Genomic DNA, 24,491 nt, shown 5'->3' with positions numbered 1-24,491 from the left:
GACCGATGGACCGGCTCAGCGCACGGCGGCTTCCACTCGTTGCCAGTCGCTTTCCTGCAGGCGCTGCGCCAGCTCCAGCGCTTCCAGGTTCTGCAGCAGCTGCTCGGGTCGGCTCGCGCCGAGGATGACGCTCGATACATGCGGATTGCGCAGGCACCAGGCGATTGCCAGCGGTGCCGGCGCCACCGCCAGCTCTCCGGCGAGTTCGACGAACCGGCGCGCGCGTTCCACCCGCCCTTCGTTCTCGCCGAGCACGCTGCGCTGCAACCAGCCCAGGCCCTCACGACCCAGGCGCGCTTCGGTCGGCACGCCGGCGTTGTACTTGCCGGTCAGCACGCCCGACGCCAGCGGCGACCAGGTGGTGGTGCCCAGGCCAACCTCGGCATACAGCGGCGCGTACTCGAGTTCGACGCGCTCACGGTGCAGCAGGTTGTATTGCGGCTGCTCCATCGTCGGCGCCACCAGGTGCTGGGCGCGGGCGACCTTGTGCGCCTCGCGGATCTGCGCCGCGGTCCATTCCGAGGTGCCCCAGTACAGGACCTTGCCCTGGCCGACCAGCGCATCCATCGCTCGCACGGTTTCCTCGATCGGCGTGTCCGGATCGGGACGGTGGCAGTAGTAGAGGTCGAGGTAGTCGACACGCAGGCGCCTGAGGGCGGCGTGGCAGGCATCGGTGACGTGCTTGCGCGACAGTCCGCGCTGGGTCGGCCGCGGCTCGGCAGCGGCGCCGAAGAAGACCTTGCTCGACACACAGAAGCCGTCACGCGGCAGGCGCAGGTCGGCGATCACGTCGCCCATCACCTTCTCCGCCTCGCCATTGGCGTAGGTCTCGGCGTTGTCGAAGAAGTTGATGCCGTTGTCCCAGGCGGCGGCGATCAGGTCGCGCGCGGTCGAGCGACCGATCTGCGAACCGAAGGTGAGCCAGGCACCGAAGGACAGCGCCGACAGTTGCAGGCCGGAGGAACCGAGGCGGCGGTATTGCATGGGGGAGACTCCCGGGACGGGTCGTTCAATGACGAGGCGTTCAGTTTAGCGACCTGCAGTTCGGCGGCGTGCGCGCCCGGCGATCGCATCTGTACAATGCGCGCCATCCCTCCTCCGGGGAGTAGCCCACCGGCGAGCGTCAGCGACTGACGATCTGCCGGGACCTGCGTCAACACACTTGGCCCAACGGCCATGGCGCAGGAGCGGCAGCCAGCCGGCACACGCCGGCGAGCGACCACGGGCAAGACCGAAGGCAGGCGTCACGCGAGCAACTGGCATATGCCGGGTCGGGCCGCGTGGCGTTTGCCTTTCGCGTCCACGCGGAAGCCCGACCTCCGGAGTCTCCATGGATCAGTTCACGCTGGGTAACGTCCCCCTGATGACCGCTGCCGTCTCGACCGGCACCGTCGCGCTTGCCGAAATCGGCGACAAGACCCAACTGCTGGCATTGCTGCTGGCTGCGCGTTTCCGCAAGCCCTGGCCGATCGTCGCCGGCATCCTCGTCGCCACGCTGCTCAACCATGCCCTGGCGGCCTGGTTCGGCACGCTGGTCGCGCAGTGGCTCAATCCACAGGTACTGCGCTGGGTGGTGGCGATCAGCTTCCTCGCCGTGGCCGTGTGGACGCTCAAGCCGGACAAGCTCGACGACGAGGACGGTGCCCTGCCCGCCCGGGGTGCGTTCGTTGCCACCACGATCGCCTTCTTCCTGGCCGAGATCGGCGACAAGACCCAGGTCGCGACCGTGCTGCTGGCCGCCCGCTACCAGCCGTTCTGGGAAGTGGTGGCGGGCACGACGCTGGGCATGCTGGTGGCGAACGTGCCGGTGGTGCTGCTGGGCAGCCGCCTGGCCGACCGCCTGCCGCTGAAGACCGCCCGCACCGTCGCCGCGATCGTGTTCCTGGCGCTGGCCGCCTGGGTGGGACTGCGCGGGCTGGGCTAGCCGCGGCTGGGGTTCCGGACCGTCCCCCTCCCACGGCTGCATGCCGACCCGGGACCCGCGCTATGCTCGGCGCGGGCATCAAGGGGACACCGATGCACATGACGGGCGGCAGGATCCGCGAGGTCGTTGCTTCATTGCTGGCGCGACCGGACGAAATCATGCTCGAGATCGGCGCCGGCGGCGAACTGCTGGTGGCACGCCTGCGCGCGGCGCTCGCGGCGATGCTGCTGCTGTTGCCGCTGGCGAACGCCCTCGGCGGCGGCGGCATCAACGAGACCATAATCGGCCTCGGCGGCGCCCTGGTCGTCAACGTGTTCGCCCAGGTCTGGTTGTCGCTGGCGCGCCGGCGGCGCCTGTACCGCTGGCTGCCTTTCGCCTCGTCGGCATTCGACGTCACCGCGACCACGCTGGTGCTGGTCGCGCTGGCCGCCAACCACCTGCCGGCCGGCCTCAACAGCCTGATCGTCTGGTGCGGCTACATCCTGGCGATCCTGCTGACCGCACTGCGCAGCGACGGCCGCATCGCCCTGTTCGCCGGCACGCTGGCGATCGGCCAGTACGGCCTGCTGGTGCTGGCGGTGTTCGCCCTGGCCAGCTCGCCGGAGCAGCTGCTGTCCAGTGACTATGGATCCGTGACCCTGGGCAGCCAGGCCCAGCGGCTGGTGCTGCTGATGATGTTCACCCTGATCACCGCCATGGTGGTCTACCGGATGCAGCGCCTGGTGGAGCTGTCGGGCACCGACGGCCTGACCCGCCTGCCCAACCGCACCTGGCTGCTGCACCGCGTGCCGCGCCTGTTCGACAGCGTCCGCCACGACGGCGACAGCCTGACCCTGGCGCTGATCGACCTGGACCACTTCAAGCGCATCAACGACGCCCACGGCCACCATGCCGGCGACCGCGCCCTGCGCCACGTCGTGGCGGTGCTGCGCGAACTGGCCGAGCCGGGCGAGTGGCTGGTGCGGATCGGCGGCGAGGAATTCGTGCTGCTGCTGCGCAAGCCCATCGGCACGGCCTGGGAGCGCGTGGATGCGATCCGCCGGGCCCTGGGCGAGCGGCCGTTCCAGCCCGAGCGCGGCGCCGACGCGATGCCGCTGAGCTTCAGTGCCGGCCTGGCGGGGTTCCCGCACGAGGGCTCGGACCTGTCACGGCTGCTGCGTCGGGCCGACGGCCGGCTGCAGCAGGCGAAGCTGCAGGGGCGGAACAAGGTGGTCGCGCGGGACGGCTGAGGCCACGCCTGCGCCCTCCCCCAGAGGGAGAGGGGGCCGGGGTAAACTACGCCGCGCCGCCGCTGCGGCGGGCCTATAACTACAACGACGCGCTGCCGGCTGCCGGTTGCATGGGGAGAACTGAGTGGAAGCAATTGCGCGGGTGGCTTTTGGCCTGTTTGGCCTGTCGGTACTGATCGGCATCGCCTGGTTGTTCTCGATCAACAAGCGCCGGGTCGACTGGAAACTCGTCGCTACCGGCGTGACGCTGCAGATTGCCTTCGCCGCCGTCGTGCTGCTGATGCCCGGTGGCCGCGAGGCGTTCGACGCCATCGGCCACGGCTTCGTGAAGGTGCTCAGCTTCGTCAACGAAGGCTCGAAGTTCATCTTCGGCAGCCTGATGGACACCTCGACATATGGTTTCATTTTTGCCTTCCAGGTGCTGCCGACGATCATCTTCTTCGCCGCGCTGATGGGCGTGCTCTACCACCTGGGCGTGATGCAGGCGATCGTGCGCGCGATGGCCTGGGCGATCACCAAGGTCATGCGCGTGTCGGGCGCGGAAACCACCAGCGTCTGCGCCAGCGTCTTCATCGGCCAGACCGAGGCGCCGCTGACGGTGCGTCCGTACATTCCGAAGATGACCGAGTCGGAGCTGATCACGATGATGATCGGCGGCATGGCCCACATCGCCGGCGGCGTGCTCGCCGCCTACGTCGGCATGCTCGGCGGTGGCGATCCGGAACAGCAGGCGTTCTACGCCAAGCACCTGCTCGCCGCATCGATCATGGCCGCGCCGGCGACGCTGGTGATCGCCAAGATCCTGGTGCCCGAGACCGGCGAGCCGCTGACCCGCGGCACGGTCAAGATGGAAGTGGAAAAGAACACCGCCAACATCATCGACGCGGCCGCCGCCGGTGCCGGCGACGGCCTGCGCCTGGCGCTGAACATCGGCGCGATGCTGCTGGCCTTCATCGCCCTGATCGCGCTGATCAACTGGCCGCTGACCTGGCTGGGCGATGTCACCGGCATTGCCGCGGCGATCGGCAAGCCGACCGACCTGGCGACGATCTTCGGCTACGTGCTCGCGCCGCTTGCCTGGGTGATCGGCACGCCGTGGGCGGACGCGCCGATTGTCGGCAGCCTGATCGGGCAGAAGGTGGTCATCAACGAATTCGTCGCCTACCTGCAGCTGGCCGACATCGTCAACGGCAAGGTCGCCGGCGTCACGCTCAGCGAGCAGGGTCGCCTGGTCGCGACCTACGCGCTGTGCGGTTTCGCCAACTTCAGCTCGATCGCGATCCAGATCGGCGGCATCGGCGGACTTGCACCGGAACGTCGCCAGGACCTCGCCCGCTTCGGCCTGCGTGCGGTCCTCGGCGGTTCGATCGCGACGTTCATGACCGCGACCATCGCCGGCGTGCTCACCTACTTCAGCTGAGCCCGGCGCAGGCATGAACGACAGCGCGCGCGTGGTGGTGGTCGGCTCGTTCAACGTCGACCATGTGTGGACGGTGGCGACGCTGCCACGACCCGGCGAGACCCTCGCCGGGCACTACCGCACCGGTCCCGGCGGCAAGGGCTTCAACCAGGCCACCGCCGCCGCGCGCGCCGGCGCGAAGACCAGTTTCGTCTGCGCGCTCGGCGACGATCTCGGCGGCCAGCTCGCGCATGCGCTGGCCGTTGCCGACGACATCGACCTGCACGACCTGCCCAGCCACGCGCCCACCGGCACCGCGGGTATCTACGTCGATCACGCGGGACGCAATTCAATCGTGATCGGGCCCGGCGCCAACGCCGAGCTATCGTCCGATTTCGTCAACCAGCAGGCCAGCACCATTGCCGTCGCCCGGGTCGTGCTGGCGCAGCTGGAATCGCCGGTGGCGGCCGTCGAAGCCGCGTTCGCCGCGGCGCGTACTGCCGGCGTGATGACCGTGCTGAACCCGGCGCCGGCCGATGCCCAGGCGCCGCCGTCGCTGTTGTTGCTGTCGGATGTGATCACGCCGAACGAAACCGAGTTCTGCGCGCAGCTCGGCCGCCATACGTCGCAACAGGTCGATGCCGCCACGCTGGCCGCGCAGGACGACGACACCCTGCACGCATTGTGCCGGCGCCTGCTGCCACACGGCACGGTGGTGATCACCCTCGGCGCGGCAGGCTGTTTCGTCTCGCACGCGGACATCGACCTGCACAACGACGCGCGCAGCCACTACCGGGTCGCCGCGGCGCCCGTGCAGCCGATCGATACCACCGGTGCCGGCGACGCCTTCAACGGCGCCCTCGCCGCCTCGGTGGCCCGCCGTGGCGACGCCGCGTTCGCCGACCACGTGCACTTCGCCAATCGCTATGCCGGCCTGTCGACCGAGCGCGCGGGCGCGGCCTCGGCCATGCCCCACGAGGCCGACCTGCGGGCGCGTTTCGGCGCCTAGATCGCGCTTTTGGCACCTGGCGGGAGGCTGCCGCCTGGCGAATCCGCCAGACTTGGCCTGTAAAACGCGAATGGTTCGCATTACCATACGCGCCTGACTCGAAGTCCGGATCCCCCTCCCCATGCTCCGTCGACACCACCTGGCCAGCGCCCTGCTGGCTGCACTTGCCATGCCTGTCGCTCATGCCGACGATGCCACCGACATCGACCGTGTCACCGTTTCGGCCAGCACCAGCCGCATTCCCGATTCCGATGCCGCGCTGCCCAACACCATCACCGTGATCGACCAGAAGCAGCTGCAGCAGCAGCTGGCGCTGACCCAGGACATCTCGCAGGTGCTGGCCAACCTGATCCCGTCGTTCTCGCCCTCGCGGCAGAAGCTGACCAACGGCGGCGAGACCCTGCGCGGCCGCAAGCCGCTGTACCTGGTCGACGGCGTGCCGCAGTCGACGCCGCTGCGCGAAGGCGGCCGTGACGGCCACACCATCGACCCGGCGATGATCGAGCGCATCGAGGTCATCCACGGCGCCAACGCGCTGCAGGGCCTGGGCGCGTCGGGCGGCATCATCAACATCATCACCAAGCGCGCCCCGCGCCAGGACGGCGAGACCTTCCAGGACGTCAACGTCGCCGCCAGCAGCGCCCTGCCGCACGAGAGCGACAGCACCGGCTACCGCGCCTCCTATGTGCTGGGCACGCGCAGCGGCGCGTTCGACTTCGTCGGCGGCGCATCCTATGCCAGCGAAGGCCTGTACTACGACGGCGATGGCGATGCGATCGCCGTCAACGACGTCCAGGGCGACCTGATGGACGCGCAGTCGTACAACGTGTTCGCCAAGGGCGGCTGGAACATCAACGATGAGCAGCGCCTGCAGCTGACCGTCAACCACTACGAGCTGCAGGGCAACAACGACTACGCCACCGTCAACGGCAACATCGCCACCGGCCAGCTGGCGACCTCGATCCGCGGCGAGAAGGAGGGCGATGGTCCGCGCAACCGCTCGACCTCGTTGAACCTGGACTACACCGACAAGGCGATGGCCGGCGGCTACTTCCAGGCGCAGCTGTACTGGGTCGACTTCGAAGCGCTGTACGGCGGCACCGACTGGGGCAACTTCTGGGGCGACGGCCGCGACCTGCACTGGTTCGACCAGTCGCAGAACGTGTCCGAGAAGCTCGGCGGCAAGTTCAGCTGGTCGCGTGGCGATCTGTTCGGTCTGCGCCTGCGCGTGACCACCGGCCTCGACCTGGCCCGCGACACGACGCATCAGGAACTGGTCGTCAGCGGCCTCGACTGGGTGCCCAAGACCTCTTACGAATCGGTATCGCCGTTCGTGCAGGCCGAGTGGTGGGTCGCCGACCGCGTGATGCTCAGCGGCGGCCTGCGCTACGAGCGCGGCAAGCTCAAGGTCGACGACTTCACCACCATTCCGTCCAACAACGGCGGCCAGTTCGTCGAGGGCGGATCGCCGACCACCAGCGAAGTGCTGCCCAACTTCGGCGCAGTCTGGGAAGTCACCGATGCGCTCAAGCTTTACGCCTCGTACTCGGAAGGCTACAGCGTCGCCGACATTGGTCGCGTACTGCGCGGCATCAGCACGCCTGGCCAGCGCGTGGACACGCTGGTCGACCTGTCGCCGGTGATCGCCGACAACCAGGAAATCGGCGTCGACTACGACGACGGCCGCTGGCTCGCGCACTTGGCCATCTACCAGTCCGACTCCGACCTGGGTTCGCGACTGGCCTTCGACCCGGGCAGCCAGAGCTACAACGTCGTTCGCGAACGCACCGAAATCGAAGGCATCGAGGCCAGCGTCGCCTGGCAGTTCAGCGAGACGACCCGCATCGGCCTGGGCTACGCGCAGACCGACGGTCGCTACGACAGCAACGGCGACGACCGCGTCGACAGCGACCTGCCCGGCATCAACGTCAGCCCCGATCGCATCACCGCGTTCTGGGACCAGGACTGGACGCCCGGCATCGCCACGCGCCTGCAGGCCAGCCAGTCGCTCGACCGCGAGTTCGACCTGCGCGGCGTCCAGGTCGCCGAGTTCGACGGCTACACCACGGTCGACCTGCAGACCCGCTTCCAGCTGCCGCTGGGCCAGCTCAACGTCGGCATCGAGAACCTGTTCGGCGAGCAGTACGTCACCTACTACTCGCAGAGCACGCCGCGCAACGACACCTACGTCGCCGGCCGCGGTCGCGTGCTGACCCTGAGCTGGGCCAACCGGTTCTGATCGGCGACCGCTGATGACCGGCTCCGCGCCACGACCGTTTTCGCGCCGCCTGCGGGCGGTGTTGTCGTGGCTGCACCTGTGGGTCGGTCTCAGCGTCGGTGTCGTGTTCGCGCTGGTCGCCATTACCGGCACCGTGCTGGTGTTCCACACCGACCTGTTGCGCCTGCAGCACCCGCAACTGGCGCAGCACGCCGCGGTCGCCGACGGCCGCGTGCTGGCCGGGCTGGTCGAACGCTGGCGCCCGGAAGGGCTACGCTCGCTCGACCTGCCGCATGACGACCTGCCGGTCTGGCAGGGCTACTTCGAGGATGGCCACCGCGCCTACTTCGCGCCCGAGGATGGCGCGCTGCTGCTCTATCGCAGCCACGAAGACGACGTGCTGATGTGGCTGCACGACTGGCACACCCACCTGCTTGGCGGCGAGACCGGCGAGGAAGTGCTGGGCGTGTTCGGCTGGATCGCGCTGGGGTTGATCGTGACCGGTTTGTACCTGTGGTGGCCACGACGCGGTCAGTGGCTGGCGCACCTGAAGATGCACTCGGGCCCGCCAGTCCGACGCTGGCTGAGCTGGCACCGCAGCAGTGGCGCGTTGTTGTTTCCGCTGCTGTTGCTGGCGACCCTGACGGGCGTCGGCATGGTCTATTCGAAGGGATTCCAGGCCGTGCTCGTGGGAGCGTTCGGCGGTGACACGGTCAAGCCCCCCAAGCTTGCCGGCGAAGGCACGGTCGACTGGCCGCAAGTCCTGCGCCAGGCCGACGGTGCATTGCCGCGTGCACGGCTGAGCCGGGTTTCGGTGCCCAAGTCCGATGATGGCGTGGTCTCGCTCCGCGCCCGTGCGGACGGCGAGTGGCACCCGGTCGGGCGCAGCACGATTGCGATCGCCAAGGCCGGCTCGGGCGTGCTGCAGGTGAATGACGCCACCGCCAACAAGCTGGGCATGCGCATGAGCCAGGCGATCTTCCCGCTGCATGTCGGCGCGGTGGGTGGCAGCGTGATGAAGTGGGCGACGGCGGTGGTGGGCTTGCTGCCGATGTTCCTGCTGGTGACCGGATTCCTGTTCTGGCGCCGCCGGCGCGGGCGTCGCTGACACCCCTGCCGGTACAATGCCGGCCATGGCGGACACGTCCTTCCATATCGGCCCCTACCAGATCGCGCCCAGGGTCATCCTGGCGCCCATGGCCGGCGTTACCGACAAACCGTTCCGGGTGCTGAGCAAGCGCCTCGGCGCGGGTCTGTGCGTGTCGGAAATGACAACGTCCGATCCGCGCTTCTGGAACACCGCCAAATCGCGCCATCGCATGGACCATGACGGCGAGCCCGCGCCGATCAGCGTGCAGATCGCCGGCACCGTGCCGGAGGTGATGGCCGATGCGGCGCGCTACAACGTCGACCACGGCGCGCAGATCATCGACATCAACATGGGCTGCCCGGCCAAGAAGGTCTGCAATGCCTGGGCCGGCTCGGCGCTGATGCGTGACGAGGCGCTGGTCGCGCGCATCCTCGATGCAGTGGTCAACGCCGTCGACGTGCCGGTGACGCTGAAGATCCGCACCGGCTGGGCCGCCGACCAGCGCAATGCGCTGGCGATCGCGAAAGTCGCGCAGAGCGCTGGCATCGCCGCGCTCGCCGTGCACGGCCGCACGCGCGACCAGCAGTACACCGGCACCGCCGAGTACGACACGATCGCCGAAGTGAAGGCGGCGCTGTCGATTCCGGTATTCGCCAACGGCGATGTCGATTCGCCGCAGAAGGCCGCGGAGGTGCTCGCGCGTACCGGCTGCGACGCGGTGCTGATCGGTCGCGCCGCACAGGGCCGGCCGTGGATCTTCCGTGAGATCGCCCATTACCTGGCCAGCGGCGAACTGCTGCCCGAACCGACCGTGCAGGAAGTACGCGATGTACTCATCGGCCATCTGCACCACCTGCACGAGTTCTACGGTGAAGTCTCCGGCGTGCGCATCGCCCGCAAGCACCTGGGCTGGTACGCCAAGGATCGTCCGGAAAACCAGGCGTTCCGCGCCGTGGTCAACCGTGCTGAAACCGCCCAGGCGCAACTGCACCTGACCGGCGAATACTTCGACGCCCTGATCGCGGGCGTCACCCCGGAGCTCCCGGCCGCCGCCTGATGCATGCCCGCGGGCATGCGCTTAACGGTCATGAGTTCCGCAATGGAGGCCACATGAGCGAGTCATCCAGCGCCACCGAGTTTCCGTACCTGCACGGTTTCTCGCAGACCGAGCAGGCACGCCTGATGAAGCAGGCGCGACTGGCCGAGTCGACGATCTTCCACGACATCGACTACAGCGGCGCGCGGCGCCTGCTCGAAGTCGGCAGCGGCGTCGGCGCGCAGACCGAGATCCTGCTGCGCCGGTTCCCGGACCTGCACGCGACCTGCGTCGACCTCAACGAAGCCCAGCTCGGCGCCGCCCGCGCCAACCTCGGTTCGATGTCCTGGCTCGACGGTCGCTACGACCTGCACCTGGCCGATGCCACCAACCTGCCCTTCGAACCACGCAGCTTCGATGCCGCCTTCCTGTGCTGGGTGCTCGAACACGTGCCCTCACCCGCACGCGTGCTCAACGAAGTGCGTCGCGTGCTCGCTCCGGGAGCGCCGGTCTACATCACCGAAGTGATGAACTCCTCGTTCCTGCTCGACCCGTACTCGCCGAACGTCTGGCGCTACTGGATGGCGTTCAACGATTTCCAGTACGAGAGCGGCGGCGATCCGTTCGTCGGCGCCAAGCTTGGCAACCTGCTGCTCGCCGGCGGATTTCGCGACGTCTCGACCGTGGTCAAGACGTTCTACTTCGACAATCGCGAACCGGCGCGACGCAAGACAATGATCGCGTTCTGGGAGGAGCTGCTGTTGTCGGCCGCCGACCAGCTGCTGGCCGCGCAGCGCGTGACGCAGGATATCGTCGATGGCATGCGTCGCGAGATGCAGCAGGTGCAAAACGATCCCAATGCCGTGTTCTTCTACGCCTTCGTGCAGGCGCGCGCGACCGTGTATTGACGAGACTTTCATCAATTTCGGATGAAACCAATCGATCGCACGCATACGCGCATTGCGTGACGATTGTGCTGCAGTTGTGATTGCGACCAGTGGTGCAGGTCGAAAGTCACAGTCCCCTATGGGCGATGCAATCGCCACGTCTTTTGACCGACTCTATGCCATGCCGGGGTGTCCCCTACTGCGGACCCCGCCGTAACGCCCCGGTGGATCGATCCGATCAGGAGGCAACTCATGAAAGCGAAGATTGCGTTTATCGCGCTGGCGCTTGCGGCATCGATGCCGGCGTGGGCGGAGCAGAGCAAGGACCCCATCGGCGACCTGGCACAGGTCACCGGACTGAGTGAGCGCAAGGTCCAGATGATCGTCGGCAACCGCACCGCATTCGCCGAGTATCCCTACACCTACGATCGCGCACTCAAGAAGTTCGTGAATGCCATCGGCGAGGTCAGGTACGAGCAGTTGATGAACGGCGAGTCCGTGGCGATCACCGACAAGGACGGTCGCGAATACATCGTCCAGGTAAAGCGCGAATTCAACGACGCCCTGTAATCCCACTCAACGCATCCCGCGATTGCTTGCGGGAACCGAGGCTGGCACGTCCCGAGGCGGACAACCATGAGGTCACCTTCCACCCAAGGGCCGTGTGAATGACACGCGGCCCAGGTGGCTGGCCAGGTGCATGACTCAGCGTTTGACCGTGGTCCCCGCCGCCGCCCTCACCGACGGCCGCTGCATCGCCGCGCCGCTGACATCGGATTCGTTCGTCGGCGCATTCCAGATCCGTTGCCACATGGCACTGAGCCTGCGATTGGCCTCCCAGGGCCATTTCAGCTGCTCGGGCGGCATTTCGTCCCAGCTGCCGCCTTCACGCCGGGCAACGGCAAAGCGGAAGGTGTAATCCGGTTCGGCGCCCATGCGCAGGTCCGACAGCACCAGCACGCCATCGCGCTCCTGCGCTTTCATGAATCCACGGTTGAACCAGTTCAGGCGCTGCACGCTGGGATAGTCGAAGACTGCAGCCAGCGCCTGCACGTCCGAGGGGTACTCGCGCAATCGCATTGGCCCACGGTCGGCCACCAATGAGCGCTCACCTTCGACGAATCCCTCCGGCGTCATCGCCACCACCCGCCACAACAGGATGTTGAACGGCATCGGCACCGAGAATCGCGGTGCGTCTTCGAGGTTGTGCGCGGCCAGCGCGCGCTCGGCTTCCTGTTCGACCTGGTGCTTGGCCCACAGCGACGCCCCCAGATAGAGCGTGCTCATCGTCAACCCTGCCAGCAGCGCCGGCTGCACCAGTCGCCGCTCGCGCCAGAACCAGGCGATCACGCAGGCGAGCAGCAACCAGATCGTATAGAGCGGGTCGATGATGAATACGCTCGACCACATGACTGGCCTGAACGGCAGCGGCCACAACAGCTGGGTTCCGTACACGGTGAATGCATCCAGCACTGGATGCGTGACCAGCGCCAGCGCGATCGCCCAGAACCATCGACGCGGCGCCTGCGCCACACGGCCGCCGCGACCGCGGAACCACGCCCAGATCGCCCAGGCGACGAACGGCAGCACCAGCAGCGAGTGGCTCAGACTTCGGTGCCAGGTCATCCGTTCGACCGGGTCGCTGGTCAGCAGATTGACTGGCAGAACGTCGAGGTCAGGCAACGTGCCCAGGGCGGCGCCAGCCAACAGCGCCGCGCGTCGATGCCCCGGCGGGGCGATGGCGGCGGCGACGGCGGCGCCGAGCACGATCTGGGTCAGTGAGTCCATTCAGCAAAGTTAGCAGACCGGCCGGAGCAACTGGCCGCGTTCTGGCTGTTGCGACCTGCAAGGATCGTCGATGGACCCACGCTGACGAGGCCGTTCCGATGAACGCGTTCCGGACCACCCGCTGGAGCCTGATCGCGGCCGCCCGTGACTCGCCGTCACGGGCCCAGGCCGCGCTGGACCAGTTGTGCCAGGCCTATCGCCCTCCGGTGTTGGCGTTCATTCGCCACAGCGGCTACGGCAACGATGCAGAAGACCTGACCCAGGCCTTCTTCCTGCGCTTCATCGAACGCGGCTGGTATGCCGAAGCCGACCCTCAGCGCGGCAGCTTCCGCGCGTTGATGTTGACCGCACTGCGTCGTTTCCTGTCCGACCAGTACGAACGCGCCGGGGCGCTCAAGCGCGGTGGCAGGACGGTCGAGTCCGGATCCTTGCTGGAAGTGATCGCCAGCGATGGTCAATCGCCTGAGGACGCGTTCATGCGAGCGTGGATGGGCACGGTGCTGGAGCATGCAATGCAGCGCCTCGAAGAAGAATGGTCGAGCGCCGGCAAGCTCGACCAGTTCCGGCAACTGGCGCCGCTGTTGCTGGAACGTGCCGAAGGCGACGAGCTCAGGGCGATCGCCGTCGCCAATGGATTACGCACGAACACCCTGGCCGTGCAGACGCACCGGATGCGCCAGCGCCTGCGCCAGCTGGTGCGGCTGGAACTGCTGCAGACCGTCGGCAGCCCGGAGGCACTGGAGCGCGAACTGGCGGAACTTCGTGGCGCGCTGGACGAGATGACATGAACTGCGCAAGCGTCCGGTCGTAATCTTCCGGCGCATTTCCTGAACCTGTTTCTGCCGGGACACAACGATCGCCCGGACCAGGAGCCAACCCAGGAGACCGCCATGAAATCCCGTCACGCAATCACCGTATCCGTCCTGATCGCCGTCGTACTGGCACCGGCATTCGCCGAGGAGAACCCCATCAGCGTGCTCGCGAAGCAGTCGGGCCTGAGCGAACGCAAGGTGCGCATGCTCGTCGGCAACCGCACGGCGTTCGCCGAGTACCGTGCTACTTACGACCGCTCCAGGCGGCAGCTGATCAAGTCGGTCGGCAAGGCCAACTACGAGCGTCTGCTCAGCGGCCAGCCGATCGAGCTCCCGCCACCGCAGGTCGATGGGCGTGCCGACGGCGATCGTTCGGTCGCCGACGTCTCGAACCACGATTGAGCACGCAACCGGACAAGTTCGCGCCTGCCACCGCTGGGCAGGCGCACGTGCGGCGGCCGCCCCGTGACGGCCGCCGCCGCGAGACGGTCACGTTCGCCAGACTGATGGACCACCGCCCTTGCCAGCGGCACCCGCCCCCGCATCGGGCCACCGTGAGCGGCGCACTCGCGCTTGCCCTGTGGCAGGCGTCGGCCGTCGCCCAGGTGGCACCGGAAGAGGATGCAACGACGCTGGCCACGGTGGAGGTGACCGGAAGCCATCTGCGCCGTGTTGAACAGGAGACTTCGCAGCCGCTGCTCGTGCTCGATCGCGAACAGTTGCTGCAGACCGGCCTGAGCAACGTCGGGGAAATACTGCAGCAACTGCCGCAGCACGGGTCCGACCTCAACAGCGACTACAACAACGGTGGCAATGGCGAGACGCGGGTCGACCTGCGCAACCTCGGCGCCGTGCGCACGCTGGTGCTGCTCAACGGTCATCGTTACGTCAACTCGCTCGACGGGGCGATCGATGTCGGCAGTATTCCGCTTCCGATCGTCGAACGAATCGAGGTCCTCACCGACGGCGCGTCGGCGATTTACGGCTCCGACGCGATTGCAGGCGTGGTCAACATCATCACCCGCGACAGTTACGACGGAGTCGAATCCAACCTCTACTACGCCAGCAGTGAACATGGCGACGGCGAACGTCGCGCCGCCGACATCACCTGGGGCCGCAGCGGTGCCCGCGGCGGCGTGGTCGTCAACCTGTCGTTCGCTGACCAGCGGCCGATATGGGCCGGCGATCGCGCCATCTCGGCAGTTCCAACGTTCGGCCTTCCAGCCAATGACCAGTTTGCCGGCGCCTCGGCGAACACCCCCGACGGCCGGTTCGGTTTCGGCCCGGGCGGTGATCTGCTCCCCGACGGCGCGACCGACGGGCAACTGACCTGGGATCGACAACAGGGCGGCTATCGCACCTTCGATTTTCGTAGCGACAGCTACAACTTCGCGCCCGAGAACTATCTGCGCACGCCATACGAGCGCACCGCGCTCTTTGCGCAGGCCCACTACGAGCTGTCGGATGCCGTGTTGTTCCGTTCGGAACTGCTGCTGCATCGGCGCCGGTCCAGCCAGGAACTGGCGCCCACGCCGATCACCCAGTTCGACGCGGGCGACGAGCCGGGCCAGCACGCCATTGCCAGCGACAGCATCTACAACTCGTTCGGGCAACCGGTGACCTTCTTCAGCTTTCGCCCGGTCGGTCGCAAGCGACGGTTCGAGCAGGATGTGCAGACGCATTACCTCTCGCTGGGCCTCGAAGGGGTCGTGCAGTGGGGACGCCGGCGATTTGATTGGGACGTGAACGTGATCGACGGTCGAACGCACGAGGAGAAGTCGATCTCCGGCGGCTACGATCTGGATCGGCTGGGACTGGGCATCGGCCCCTCGTTCCGCGACGCCGTAGGCACGCCGCGCTGTGGCACCGCGACGGCACCGGTGCCCGATTGTGTGCCGCTGGACTTCCTGCACGGGCAGGACGGGCTGAGCGCAGAAATGCTCGCCTCGATCTCCGCCACCGGCGGGCTGGACGAAGTACGCGAGCTTCGCGACGTCACCGTCGGCATCAGCGGAGACCTGGTCGAACTGCCGGCGGGTCCCCTCGCGGTAGCCGCCGGCATGGAATACCGCCGCGAGAGCGCCCGCATCGATCTGGACCCGCTGCTGGCTGACGACACCATCAGCTTCGGCAGCAACCTGACGGACGCCATCTCCGGCCATGTCCGCGCCCGCGAGGCTTACATGGAGCTCAACCTGCCATTGCTGGCCGATAGGCCGTTGGCGGACACCCTCGAGGTCAGCGCAGCGATGCGCTATTCGGACTACTCCACGTTCGGCAGCACCAGCAATTACAAGCTCGGCATCGCCTGGCGGCCCGGTGCGGACTGGCTGGTTCGCGCCACGTGGTCGCAGGGTTACCGGGCACCGTCGGTGAGTGAGTTGTTCGCCTTCAGCGGCTCGTTCCAGGCTGCCGGCCTGGACATTCCCGGCCTTGACCCGTGCGTGTATCCACCGACGCAGGCCACCGCCGAACGCTGCCAGGCCGACGGCGTGCCGGCAGACGGGTTCGATCCGCAGGTCGGCCCCAAGGTGCGTTCCGGGTCGAATCCCGACCTGCAACCCGAGCAGGCGCGCAACCGCACCCTGGGCGTGGTGTGGAGTCCCGCCGCCATCGCCGGCCTGGACCTGTCGCTGGACTGGTGGCGGATCGAACTGCAGGACACGATCGACGAGATCCCCGATTACCTGCTGCCATGGCTGTGCTACGTCGAGGCCATTGCCAGCGCGTGCCAGCAAGTGCGGCGAGACCCTTCGACCGGTGTCCTGACCGAGATCGATGCACGACGGTTCAACTACGGCGCCTACGAACTGGAGGGTTACGACCTGTCGCTGGGATACGGCTGGCAAGCGGCACCGGGTGATTTCCGTCTTGCCTGGGACACCGTCTACCTCAGCCAGTACCTGAAGGAAATTCCCAGGCACGCGCCACCGGTTTCGGCTGTCGGCAACTTCTTCCTGTTCGACCCTGCCTGGCGCATTCGCTCGGTGTTGTCGCTGGACTGGAGTCGACAGTCGCTCGGCGCGACGATCCGGCTGCGCTATTTCTCGCCGCTCGACGAGAGCTGCGAGAAGCCCGCCGGGGCTGGCCATGTCGAACTTTGCGATCGCCCCGACTTCCAGAGCCCGACCTTCTTTGGATCGCCCGAGCACATCATCGATGCCGTGACCTACACCGACCTGCAGTGGCGCTGGGAACCGCACGCGCGTATCCAGATCAGTGTTGGCGTAAACAATCTGTTCGACCGCGGCCCTCCCGTTTCGTATGTCGCGTTCAACTCCTATGACCCCAGCTACGACATCCCGGGGCGCATGTGGTACGTGAACTGGCGGCAGCGTTTCTGACCTCCTCGACCTGACACATGACCACGCCGCGCTCCATCGCCGACTTCCACAACACCCGCTGGTCGCTGGTGGCGGCCTTGCAGGAGCCACAGCAGGGGCAGGCGCGCCTGGATGAACTGTGCATCCGCTACTGGGTACCGGTACAAGCCTGCTTCGCCGATCGAGGCTTCGAGCCGGAAGAGGCGGTGCGGATGACCCGCGGCTTCTTCGATCACCTTGTCCGCGAGGGCATCGCCCGCGCCGCCGAGTACGGCCGCTTCCGCCTGTTCCTGCTCGATGAGCTGGAACGCTACGTGGCGCAGACGCAGGCAACGCAAGCCGATGCCGCGCACTCCGGACACGATGAGCAGACCTTGCGGCAGCAATTCGCGATCGAGGTCATCGCACTGGCGATGCGGCGCTTGCGGATCGAAGCGGACGAGGCCGGGCGGCAGGCTGTTTTCGAGCGCCTCCAGCATTATCTGTCGAGCGAAGGCAGCAAGGCCGAGCACGACCGCGACGCAGCCGCCCTCGGCGTGCATCCATTGTTCGTCGTGATGGCCGTGCGTCGCCTGCGCCAGCGCTTTCGCCAACTGGTCGACGAGGAGCTGGCCGAAATCACCCGCAGCAGCGACGACTATCGGGCTGAGCGCGAGGCGATGCGCGAAGCACTGGAACGCGCGCCATGACCGACGCCCAGGTCGAAGGCACCTCTGCCGATCCGGGCCGCAGGTCTTCCCGGCTGATGCTGGTGCGGCTTGCCTTTGGCAGCGGCACGATCGACGCGCTCGACCAGGACGCCGGCGCAGGCGCGGACTTTGCGCTCGACCTCGGCGATCCCGGCCAGCGCGCGCTCGGGGAATACGAGTTGCTGGAGTTGATCGGCCAGGGAGGCATGGGGATGGTCTACCGGGCCCGCCACCATCGCCTGGAGCGCGACGTGGCGCTGAAGCTGCTGTCGGCCGGCCCGTGGGCATCGGACCTGTTCGTCGCGCGATTCCAGAGCGAAGCCCAGCATGCCGCGCGCCTGCAGCATCCCAACATCGTCACCGTCTACGAGATCGGCGACCACCGCGGGCTGATCTATTACGCCATGGAACTGGTCGAGGGCGTCAGTCTCGACGTCCAGTTGCAACGCGACGGCCCTATGTCGGCGCGCGCCGCGGCAACACTGCTGGGCGACGTCGCCGAAGCAGTCGACTATGCCCACCGGCTCGACGTGCTTCACCTGGACCTCAAGCCCGGCAATGTCCTGAGGACTGTCGGTGGCACCACCAAGATCGCCGACTTCGGCCTGGCGCGGCGGTTGGTGCACGGTGCCGGCGCCGACAATGAGGCGGTCTCGGGCACGCCGGAATACATGGCACCGGAGCAAACCGAACTGGGCGCGGGAATCCTCGACCGGCGGACCGACGTATGGGGCCTTGGCGCGATCCTGTACGAGCTGCTGACCGGCCAGCCGCCAGTGCGTGGAGAACGGACGCCCGGTGACGATCGCGACCTGGGCGCACATGCACGCGACGTCATCGAGCGCGTGCGGACGCGCGACATCGAGCCGCCCAGCAAGCTGCGTGCCGGCATTCCTGCCGACCTCGAAGCAATCTGCCTGCATTGCCTGCAGCGCGACCCGGGACAGCGCTATCCGACGGCACGTGCGTTGGCCGATGACCTGACCCGCTTTCTCGATGGACGCGCCGTCAGCGTGCGCCAGATCGGCATTCCGCAGCGCGCGCTGCGCTGGGCCCGGCGTGAGCCCAGGTTGGCCGCGGTTGCATCCCTGGCCGTCATCGTCCTCCTTGCCGGCGTGATTGCGACATCGCTGCAGTGGCGACGCGCCGAGCAGAACGCGAACCGCGCCGCCGCCGAGTCCGTGCGCGTGCGCGACAGCCTGTGGCAGCAACGGCGCGATGCAGCCTGGCATCAGTTTGCGGACAACGATGCCTTCACTGCCCTGCCGCTGCTCGTCGCCAACCTGCGCGAGGCGCAAGCGAGCGCTGCGACCGCAGACGCGAGCACGGAGCGCACACGCATCGGCCTTCTGCTCGATTCCAGTCCACGCCTGATCGACGTGATCGCGCTCGCAAATCGCATCGACGCCGTCGCGCTCAGCGCCGATGGCAGCCTGGTCGCCGCCGGTTGCGCCGACGGCGAGATCCGCCTGTTCGAGACGGCGAGCGGCCGCGAACGCTGGCGCCTGGCCACGGCCGATTTTCCGAAGGTGCTCAACGATCGCGATTCGATTGGCCACCTGGCCTTCTCTGACGACGGCCGCTACCTGATCGCTACCGCGACCTGGCCGACCCCGGTCGTCAACCCGAGCGGCCAGAGCATGATGCTGATCGACGTTGCCACTGGCCGCATGCAGGCGCCACCGGCGACCTTTCCCCGCTTCCAGGACGCCACATTCAGCGCCGACGGGAGCACCGCGATACTGCGCAGCAGCGACGGCATCAGCCGCAGTTTCCGCACGCGGGACTGGATGCCACGTGGCCCCGCGACCGGTCGCGACTTTGCAATCGGAGGGTGGCTGTTCGCGCCTGCGGCGGGACATCTGGCGGTCTGGTATACGCGCGATGGTGACTCCAGCGTCGACCTGCTCGATCCGGACACGTTCGCGTTGCAGCATCGCACCCCACGTGCCACGGCCTGGACCTTCAGCCCTGACGGCCGCCAGCTGGCGCTGGGCGACAACGATGGCGGTGTGCGCCTGGTGGACACACGCGATGGCAGCGAACGCAGGCTGGTGCCGCAACCCAGTGGCCGAGTGGTGTGGTTGTCGTTCAGCGCTGACGGGGCGTGGCTGGCGAGTGCATCGGAACCGGGCGAAGTCCACGCCTGGAATGTCGAAGATGGCGCGCAGGTCATGCCGCCGATGCGGCAGTCCCAGGCGATCTGGGTAAAGATCGACCGCAAGCGCGGATTGCTCGCGGTACGCGCCGACAACCGCCTGCAGGTGTTCCAGCTCAGTGACCCACGCAGCGCGCCGCTGCCTCTGGGCCCGCCGCTGTCGAGCCCCGGCCTGCTTTTCATGTGGTCGGCGGACGTCAACTTTGACAACGGGATGATCGCCACCGGTGGTGCCGAAGGCGAGCTGCGGCTGTGGCGCCTGACGCAGCCCTGGCACGCCGTCGACCCGCTCGCTGCGGCCATGCCATCGGACTACGCTTCGTTCGACGGCCAGCACCTGCCCTACGTCGATGCCGGCATTGCAGGTGTGGTGGATGCCAGAAGCGGACGCCGCCTGGGCGCTCCGCTGGTGCACCCACAACCTGTGTACTTTGCCGAACTGGATGCGCGCGCGAATACGCTGGTGACACTGTCCGGTCGCGAGGCGCGGACGTGGGACTGGCGAACGGGGCGCGTGCTCCATGGACCGGTGCTTCTCACGCAGACGCCGCAGCGTGCGACGCTCAGTGCCCGCGGCGATCTGCTTGCATTCACTTACGCCCGTGCGCAAGGGCGCGATTTCGTCGAAGTCCTGCGCGTCCTCGACCTGCGTCGCGGTACGTTGCTGCCGAGTGAAGCGTCGCTGGCCGGCCCGCTGGCGGGCATGCGCTTCAGCACTGACGCCAGCACCATCGCCGCGTGGGGCGGGGTCGAATCCGATCCGCGACTGATCCGCGTCGAACTGTTGTCGCGCCCGCCATTGCGCTTGCGCATACCCTACGCCGAGGGGGATGTGCGCGATGGCGCCTTCAGCAGCGACAACAAGACCTTCAACGCCGTACTCGCCGCCAAGGCGGACCTCTCCCAGGGTAACGAGTTGCTGCGCTGGGATACGCAAACGGGAAAGCTGTTGGGGCGCACGCAGCTGACCGGCGAGCCGCTTGCGCTGGCCGTGTCCGCAAGTGGCTCGCGATTGGCCGTCGGCGGGCCGACCCGCACGCTGCTGGACGGCAATGGGCGCATCGTCGGGCGGTTGCCAAAGCAGCCCGACCAGGAACCATTGCTGTCCGCCGCCCTCAGCGCGGATGGCCGTTGGGTCGCTTTCGCGCTGCGCCGCGGCGTGCAGTTGGCCGATGCCGGCAGCGGTCAACCGCTGGCACCGCCATTGCGTCTTCCGGTGGCGCACCCGGACTGGATCGCTTCGGTGACGTTCGCCGACGACGGCAGCAGCCTGCTCGCGAGCACGTGGTTTGGGCGGCGCATCGTCTGGCCATTGCGGCCGGACAAGCGCCCCGTGGCCGAGATCGCACGGGATGCGCAACTGCTCGGCGCCGCCGAATCCGACCATGGGACGCCGCTCTCCGCGCCGCTGACGCCAGCCACTCGCTCTGCATTGCGACGTAACGACCCGGGCGCGGTTGCACTCTCGCCGCCGCTGCACGCCGTCACCCGCCCGGCGCCCGCGCGGAGCCGGACCCTGCCGTCGCAGGCACTGGACCTCGGCGCGTTCTACACAGCGGCGCTGGACCAGGCCGCGGCACAGGGCGGCAACACGATCGACCTGAGCCGGCTACCCAGTGGCCACCAGCGGTTTCTTGGAACCGACTACGACGTTCGCGGCTTCATCTACCTGACGATGAAAGAGCTGGGCACCAGCTGGAGCGGCAGCTTCGTGGACGCGGTCAAGGGCATACCCGTCGGCAGGAAGGCCCGGGGACTCGTCATCCTCGGCTCGTCCGGCACTCTGGCGCAGTCCCGCCAGCCCACCGAACTCGGTCGCGTCGTACTCCACTACCGCGATGGGGCGACTGCGCGTCTGCCATTGATATGGGGCCGCGATTTCGTCGCATTCTGGGAAGACCCGCGCCAGTTCCAGCAACCACGGCTCGCCTGGTACATGCCGATGGAGAACGGCTGGGGCTCCGACTCCACGTCGCTGTTCGAGATGCGCCTGGTCAATCCGCATCCGGAGCGGGTGATCGAATCGATCGACCTGGAAGCCACCGAACAGTACTGGAGCGCGCCGATCTTCGTTGCCATCACGCTGCAGGAGGTCGCGGCCGCACCGTTGCGGGATCCACTCGGACAGCCGTGACGCGCGGCGCTGATCGTGCCTACGCGGCCCGTGGATGCACCGGCTCCGCCACCATGCGGACCGGCGCCGCACACAGCGCCAGCGTCTCGCCGGTATGCGACAGCAGCCGGAAGGTGCCATCCGGATCCTCTGCCAGCGCGGTCAGGCTCTCGACCCAGTCGCCGTCGTTGGCGTAGAGCAGGCCATCGCGCTCCCGCAGCGATGCGCGGTGGATGTGGCCGCAGATCACCCCGTCGAGCCCGCGCCGGCGTGCATCATCGAGTCCGGCCTGCACGAAGCGTTCGATGTAGCGCTCGGCCGCGCCGCTCTGGCGCTTGAGGAACTCCGACAACGACCAGTAACGCCGGCCGAAATGGCGACGCACGCGGTTGAGCCACTGGTTGCCGGTGAGGATGCGGTAGTACAGCCAGTCGCCGAACTGCTCCTGCAACCCGCCGAAGTGGGTCACGCCGTCGTAGTCGTCGCCGTGGGTGACCAGCAGGCGGCGGCCATCGGCGGTGACGTGGATCGCGCGCCGCCGGACGGTCATGCGCGGCAGGGTCAGGCCGCAGAAGCGGCGTATCGGCCGGTCATGGTTGCCCGGCACGTACACCAGCTCGGTGCCGGCGCGGCGCAGCCCGTGTAGCGCTTCAATGACGCGGTTGTGGGCATGGCCCCAGCTCGGCCGGCGCTGGGCCATCCACCACAGGTCGACGATGTCGCCGACCAGGTACAACCGGTCGCAACGAAGCCCGCTCAGGAAGTCGGCGAACTCGGCGGCATGGCAATGTTTGGAACCCAGGTGGACATCGGACACGAAAACCGCGCGGCGGCGCAAAGGCAACGCAGTCGGCTGCTGTGTCATCCACCTGTCTCCGTGATGGCGGGCGTTTCGATGCAATGGCTGCCGAGGTAGCGCTCGCGCTTCTTCGGTCGCAGCAGCTGCAGGTCGACCTCGATCAGCCCATCGACCGCATCGCTGAAGGCGGGATCGACGCCGAACGCCAGGAAGCGCGCTCCGCCCGGTTCACACAGGTCGGTGTACTGCTTGTAGAGCATCGGCAGCGTCGCCCCGAGCGCGTCGAGGTTGGCCTTGAGCACGCGGAAGGCGGTTGCGGCATCGAGCGAATCGAACTGTGGCGGCGCGGCGCGGTAGGCAAACGGCTGCTTCGATACGGCGTCGGCCTGGCCGCAACCGTAGAAGCGTGCGTAGTAGGCGACGATCTGCTCACGCGCCTGCTCAGGCAGCGCTGCGCTGATCGACACCGGGCCGAACAGGTAGCGCACATTGCGGTGTCGAGCCAGGTAGGCACCGATCCCCTGCCACAGGTAGTCGATGCTGCGACCGCCCCAGTAGTCCGGGGTGACGAAGCTGCGTCCCAGCTCCATGCCCTGGGCGATGCGTGGAATCGCATCGTCGGCATAGCGGAACAGCGACGCGGTGTAGAGCCCCGCCAGGCCGCGCTCGGCCAGCACGCAGGCGCCGCGGGCGACACGGTAGGCGCCGGCGATGCGCGAGGGCTCGTCGTCCCACAACACGATGTGCTCGTACCAGCTGTCGTAGAGGTCGACGTCCAGGCGCTGGCCCGTGCCCTCGCCGACCGCGCGGAACGTCACCTCGCGCAGCCGTCCGATCTCCTGCAAGAGCGGCGACCCGGCCGCCAGGCGTCCGGCCCGGATCTGCTTGCCATCGAGCGTACGGCCCAGCAGTGCAAGCGACTCGACTCCGGCGCGCACCTGCTGTGGCTCGATCGCGTCGATCACCGCCGCGGGCCGGCCGGGCGCGGCGATATCGGTCGCCAGCTCGACTGCCATGCGGTTGCCGCCGCGACTGCGTCCGTTGCCGAGCGAGAAAAGTTCGCGCCGGACCTGGCGCATCAACCGCTCGGGATCGCCGTCGGCCGGCAGCGAAAGCGGCGTGCCGATGCGCATGGCGATGCGGTGGGCGCGACGGGCGAACATCTCGCGCGCGAGCAGCGCCGTGCCGACCGGCTTGAACAGGGCCGAAGCGCCGTAGAACAGGGCCGAGTTGCGCGCCTCGATCCGCACAGGCAGCACCGGCGCGCCGCTGGCGCGGGCAAAGCGCAGGAAGCCGCGGCGCCAACGTCCATCGGTGACGCCCCGCAGGCCCAGCCGCGCCACTTCGCCGGCCGGGAACACGATCACGCACTGTTCGGCCTGGAGTGCATCGTCGATCGCCTGCAGGCTCTGCGCGCTGGGGCGGCCGCCGAGGATCCGCACCGGCAGCAGCAGGCCCGACAGCGGGTCCAGGGCCGACAGCAGGTCGTTGGCGACGATCCTGACGTCGCGGCGCACGCGGCCGACGACGTCCAGCAGCGCCAGCGCGTCGATCGCGCCGGAGGGATGGTTGGCGACGATCAGCAGGCGGCCACTGGCGGGAATGCCGGCCACTTCGGCCGGATCCGCCAGGTAGCGCACCTGGAGGTGGTCGAGCGCGGCCTCGACGAAGGCGAAGTCGCGCAGGTGGCCGTTGGCCTGGAGGAACGCCTCGATCTGGTCGAACCCGGACCAGCGGCCCAGCGTGCGCAGCAACGGGCGGGCGAAGGACGCCCGGCGCCCGTTGAACCAGTGCGGAAAGCGTTCCTGCAGGCGGCGCTCAAGCGGCATTCGGGCGTCACGGCTCGCCCCGACGGGGCGTCTCGCCGCGCAGCCTGCTGCGGCGCGGCGACAACGACGTGGCGTTTTCGGGTCAATCCCATGACACGGTCGTGGAAGCCCCCGGCGCGGCGAAATTAACCCTAAGCCAACACCTGAATGACGCACAATGCGCCGACCCGGCCGAGCCTGTATCATGC

General features: G+C 67.8%; 18 protein-coding genes. 14 read left to right on the top strand and 4 right to left on the bottom strand.

The genetic code is table 11. The features are described from left to right. Positions 1-15: 15 nt before the first annotated feature. The gene (locus HIV01_RS17700; protein ID WP_200604193.1) at positions 16-984 is read right to left on the bottom strand and encodes an aldo/keto reductase; all 969 of its coding nucleotides are present in this window, start codon (positions 982-984) and stop codon (positions 16-18) included. A 346-nt stretch (positions 985-1,330) separates the two neighbouring features. Between HIV01_RS17700 and HIV01_RS17695 the strand changes: the two genes are divergently transcribed. The 9 genes from HIV01_RS17695 to HIV01_RS17655 all read left to right on the top strand — a co-directional run bounded on the left by HIV01_RS17695 (position 1,331) and on the right by HIV01_RS17655 (position 11,362). Further along, on the top strand, positions 1,331-1,924 hold the full coding sequence (locus HIV01_RS17695; protein ID WP_245156865.1) for a TMEM165/GDT1 family protein: 594 nt from the start codon (positions 1,331-1,333) through the stop codon (positions 1,922-1,924). A gap of 92 nt (positions 1,925-2,016) precedes the next feature. Then, complete coding sequence (locus HIV01_RS17690; protein ID WP_200604192.1) at positions 2,017-3,153, top strand: GGDEF domain-containing protein; 1,137 nt, start codon at positions 2,017-2,019, stop codon at positions 3,151-3,153. A 124-nt stretch (positions 3,154-3,277) separates the two neighbouring features. Beyond that, positions 3,278-4,573 (top strand): NupC/NupG family nucleoside CNT transporter, encoded by a 1,296-nt coding sequence (locus tag HIV01_RS17685; RefSeq protein ID WP_200604191.1) that lies wholly within the window; start codon positions 3,278-3,280, stop codon positions 4,571-4,573. A 13-nt stretch (positions 4,574-4,586) separates the two neighbouring features. Next, the gene (locus HIV01_RS17680; protein WP_200604190.1) at positions 4,587-5,561 is read left to right on the top strand and encodes a ribokinase; all 975 of its coding nucleotides are present in this window, start codon (positions 4,587-4,589) and stop codon (positions 5,559-5,561) included. A gap of 121 nt (positions 5,562-5,682) precedes the next feature. Further along, positions 5,683-7,800, top strand: a complete 2,118-nt coding sequence (locus HIV01_RS17675; protein ID WP_200604189.1) for a TonB-dependent receptor — start codon at positions 5,683-5,685, stop codon at positions 7,798-7,800. Positions 7,801-7,813: 13 nt separating this feature from the next. Then, on the top strand, positions 7,814-8,887 hold the full coding sequence (locus HIV01_RS17670) for a PepSY-associated TM helix domain-containing protein (protein WP_200604188.1): 1,074 nt from the start codon (positions 7,814-7,816) through the stop codon (positions 8,885-8,887). Between the two features lie 25 nt (positions 8,888-8,912). Further along, the gene (gene dusB / locus HIV01_RS17665) at positions 8,913-9,926 is read left to right on the top strand and encodes a tRNA dihydrouridine synthase DusB (protein ID WP_200604187.1); all 1,014 of its coding nucleotides are present in this window, start codon (positions 8,913-8,915) and stop codon (positions 9,924-9,926) included. Positions 9,927-9,979: 53 nt separating this feature from the next. Beyond that, positions 9,980-10,813: a class I SAM-dependent methyltransferase gene (locus HIV01_RS17660; protein WP_200604186.1), complete on the top strand. Its 834-nt coding sequence runs from the start codon at positions 9,980-9,982 to the stop codon at positions 10,811-10,813. A 231-nt stretch (positions 10,814-11,044) separates the two neighbouring features. Next, positions 11,045-11,362 carry a hypothetical protein gene (locus tag HIV01_RS17655; RefSeq protein ID WP_200604185.1) on the top strand — a complete coding sequence of 106 codons (318 nt, stop codon included), beginning with the start codon at positions 11,045-11,047 and terminating at the stop codon, positions 11,360-11,362. A 135-nt stretch (positions 11,363-11,497) separates the two neighbouring features. On the opposite strand, the gene HIV01_RS17650 is transcribed toward HIV01_RS17655, so the two are convergent. Then, positions 11,498-12,580 carry a metal-dependent hydrolase gene (locus tag HIV01_RS17650; protein WP_200604184.1) on the bottom strand — a complete coding sequence of 361 codons (1,083 nt, stop codon included), beginning with the start codon at positions 12,578-12,580 and terminating at the stop codon, positions 11,498-11,500. A gap of 98 nt (positions 12,581-12,678) precedes the next feature. Between HIV01_RS17650 and HIV01_RS17645 the strand changes: the two genes are divergently transcribed. The 5 genes from HIV01_RS17645 to HIV01_RS17625 all read left to right on the top strand — a co-directional run bounded on the left by HIV01_RS17645 (position 12,679) and on the right by HIV01_RS17625 (position 21,696). Next, positions 12,679-13,368, top strand: coding sequence for an RNA polymerase sigma factor (locus HIV01_RS17645; RefSeq protein ID WP_200604183.1), 690 nt, complete (start codon positions 12,679-12,681; stop codon positions 13,366-13,368). A gap of 102 nt (positions 13,369-13,470) precedes the next feature. Continuing rightward, positions 13,471-13,794: a hypothetical protein gene (locus HIV01_RS17640; protein ID WP_200604182.1), complete on the top strand. Its 324-nt coding sequence runs from the start codon at positions 13,471-13,473 to the stop codon at positions 13,792-13,794. 152 nt (positions 13,795-13,946) lie between these two features. After that, positions 13,947-16,736, top strand: coding sequence for a TonB-dependent receptor domain-containing protein (locus tag HIV01_RS17635; protein ID WP_200604181.1), 2,790 nt, complete (start codon positions 13,947-13,949; stop codon positions 16,734-16,736). Between the two features lie 17 nt (positions 16,737-16,753). After that, positions 16,754-17,404 (top strand): hypothetical protein, encoded by a 651-nt coding sequence (locus tag HIV01_RS17630; RefSeq protein ID WP_200604180.1) that lies wholly within the window; start codon positions 16,754-16,756, stop codon positions 17,402-17,404. Further along, positions 17,401-21,696: a WD40 repeat domain-containing serine/threonine protein kinase gene (locus HIV01_RS17625; protein ID WP_200604179.1), complete on the top strand. Its 4,296-nt coding sequence runs from the start codon at positions 17,401-17,403 to the stop codon at positions 21,694-21,696. The genes HIV01_RS17630 and HIV01_RS17625 overlap by 4 nt, the downstream gene beginning before the upstream one ends. Positions 21,697-21,715: 19 nt before the next feature. On the opposite strand, the gene HIV01_RS17620 is transcribed toward HIV01_RS17625, so the two are convergent. Next, complete coding sequence (locus HIV01_RS17620; RefSeq protein ID WP_200604178.1) at positions 21,716-22,540, bottom strand: UDP-2,3-diacylglucosamine diphosphatase; 825 nt, start codon at positions 22,538-22,540, stop codon at positions 21,716-21,718. After that, positions 22,537-24,303, bottom strand: coding sequence for a bifunctional ornithine lipid synthase OlsF (gene olsF, locus HIV01_RS17615; protein ID WP_200604177.1), 1,767 nt, complete (start codon positions 24,301-24,303; stop codon positions 22,537-22,539). Before olsF ends, HIV01_RS17620 begins: the two co-directional genes overlap by 4 nt. Positions 24,304-24,491 lie beyond the last annotated feature (188 nt).

This window comes from Lysobacter arenosi (assembly GCF_016613475.2).
In the GTDB taxonomy this organism is placed as follows: Bacteria; Pseudomonadota; Gammaproteobacteria; order Xanthomonadales; family Xanthomonadaceae; genus Lysobacter_J; species Lysobacter_J arenosi.
The sequence above is the reverse complement of the archived record's forward strand: the minus strand, read 5'-3'. Positions and strand labels throughout refer to the sequence as shown.

Coding starts and splice junctions, on each gene's coding strand:
- HIV01_RS17700 (WP_200604193.1), bottom strand. CDS start 984: ATGCAATACCGCCGCCTCGGTTCCTCCGGCCTGCAACTGTCGGCGCTG.
- HIV01_RS17695 (WP_245156865.1), top strand. CDS start 1,331: ATGGATCAGTTCACGCTGGGTAACGTCCCCCTGATGACCGCTGCCGTC.
- HIV01_RS17690 (WP_200604192.1), top strand. CDS start 2,017: ATGCACATGACGGGCGGCAGGATCCGCGAGGTCGTTGCTTCATTGCTG.
- HIV01_RS17680 (WP_200604190.1), top strand. CDS start 4,587: ATGAACGACAGCGCGCGCGTGGTGGTGGTCGGCTCGTTCAACGTCGAC.
- HIV01_RS17675 (WP_200604189.1), top strand. CDS start 5,683: ATGCTCCGTCGACACCACCTGGCCAGCGCCCTGCTGGCTGCACTTGCC.
- HIV01_RS17670 (WP_200604188.1), top strand. CDS start 7,814: ATGACCGGCTCCGCGCCACGACCGTTTTCGCGCCGCCTGCGGGCGGTG.
- dusB (WP_200604187.1), top strand. CDS start 8,913: ATGGCGGACACGTCCTTCCATATCGGCCCCTACCAGATCGCGCCCAGG.
- HIV01_RS17660 (WP_200604186.1), top strand. CDS start 9,980: ATGAGCGAGTCATCCAGCGCCACCGAGTTTCCGTACCTGCACGGTTTC.
- HIV01_RS17655 (WP_200604185.1), top strand. CDS start 11,045: ATGAAAGCGAAGATTGCGTTTATCGCGCTGGCGCTTGCGGCATCGATG.
- HIV01_RS17650 (WP_200604184.1), bottom strand. CDS start 12,580: ATGGACTCACTGACCCAGATCGTGCTCGGCGCCGCCGTCGCCGCCGCC.
- HIV01_RS17645 (WP_200604183.1), top strand. CDS start 12,679: ATGAACGCGTTCCGGACCACCCGCTGGAGCCTGATCGCGGCCGCCCGT.
- HIV01_RS17640 (WP_200604182.1), top strand. CDS start 13,471: ATGAAATCCCGTCACGCAATCACCGTATCCGTCCTGATCGCCGTCGTA.
- HIV01_RS17630 (WP_200604180.1), top strand. CDS start 16,754: ATGACCACGCCGCGCTCCATCGCCGACTTCCACAACACCCGCTGGTCG.
- HIV01_RS17625 (WP_200604179.1), top strand. CDS start 17,401: ATGACCGACGCCCAGGTCGAAGGCACCTCTGCCGATCCGGGCCGCAGG.
- HIV01_RS17620 (WP_200604178.1), bottom strand. CDS start 22,540: ATGACACAGCAGCCGACTGCGTTGCCTTTGCGCCGCCGCGCGGTTTTC.
- olsF (WP_200604177.1), bottom strand. CDS start 24,303: ATGCCGCTTGAGCGCCGCCTGCAGGAACGCTTTCCGCACTGGTTCAAC.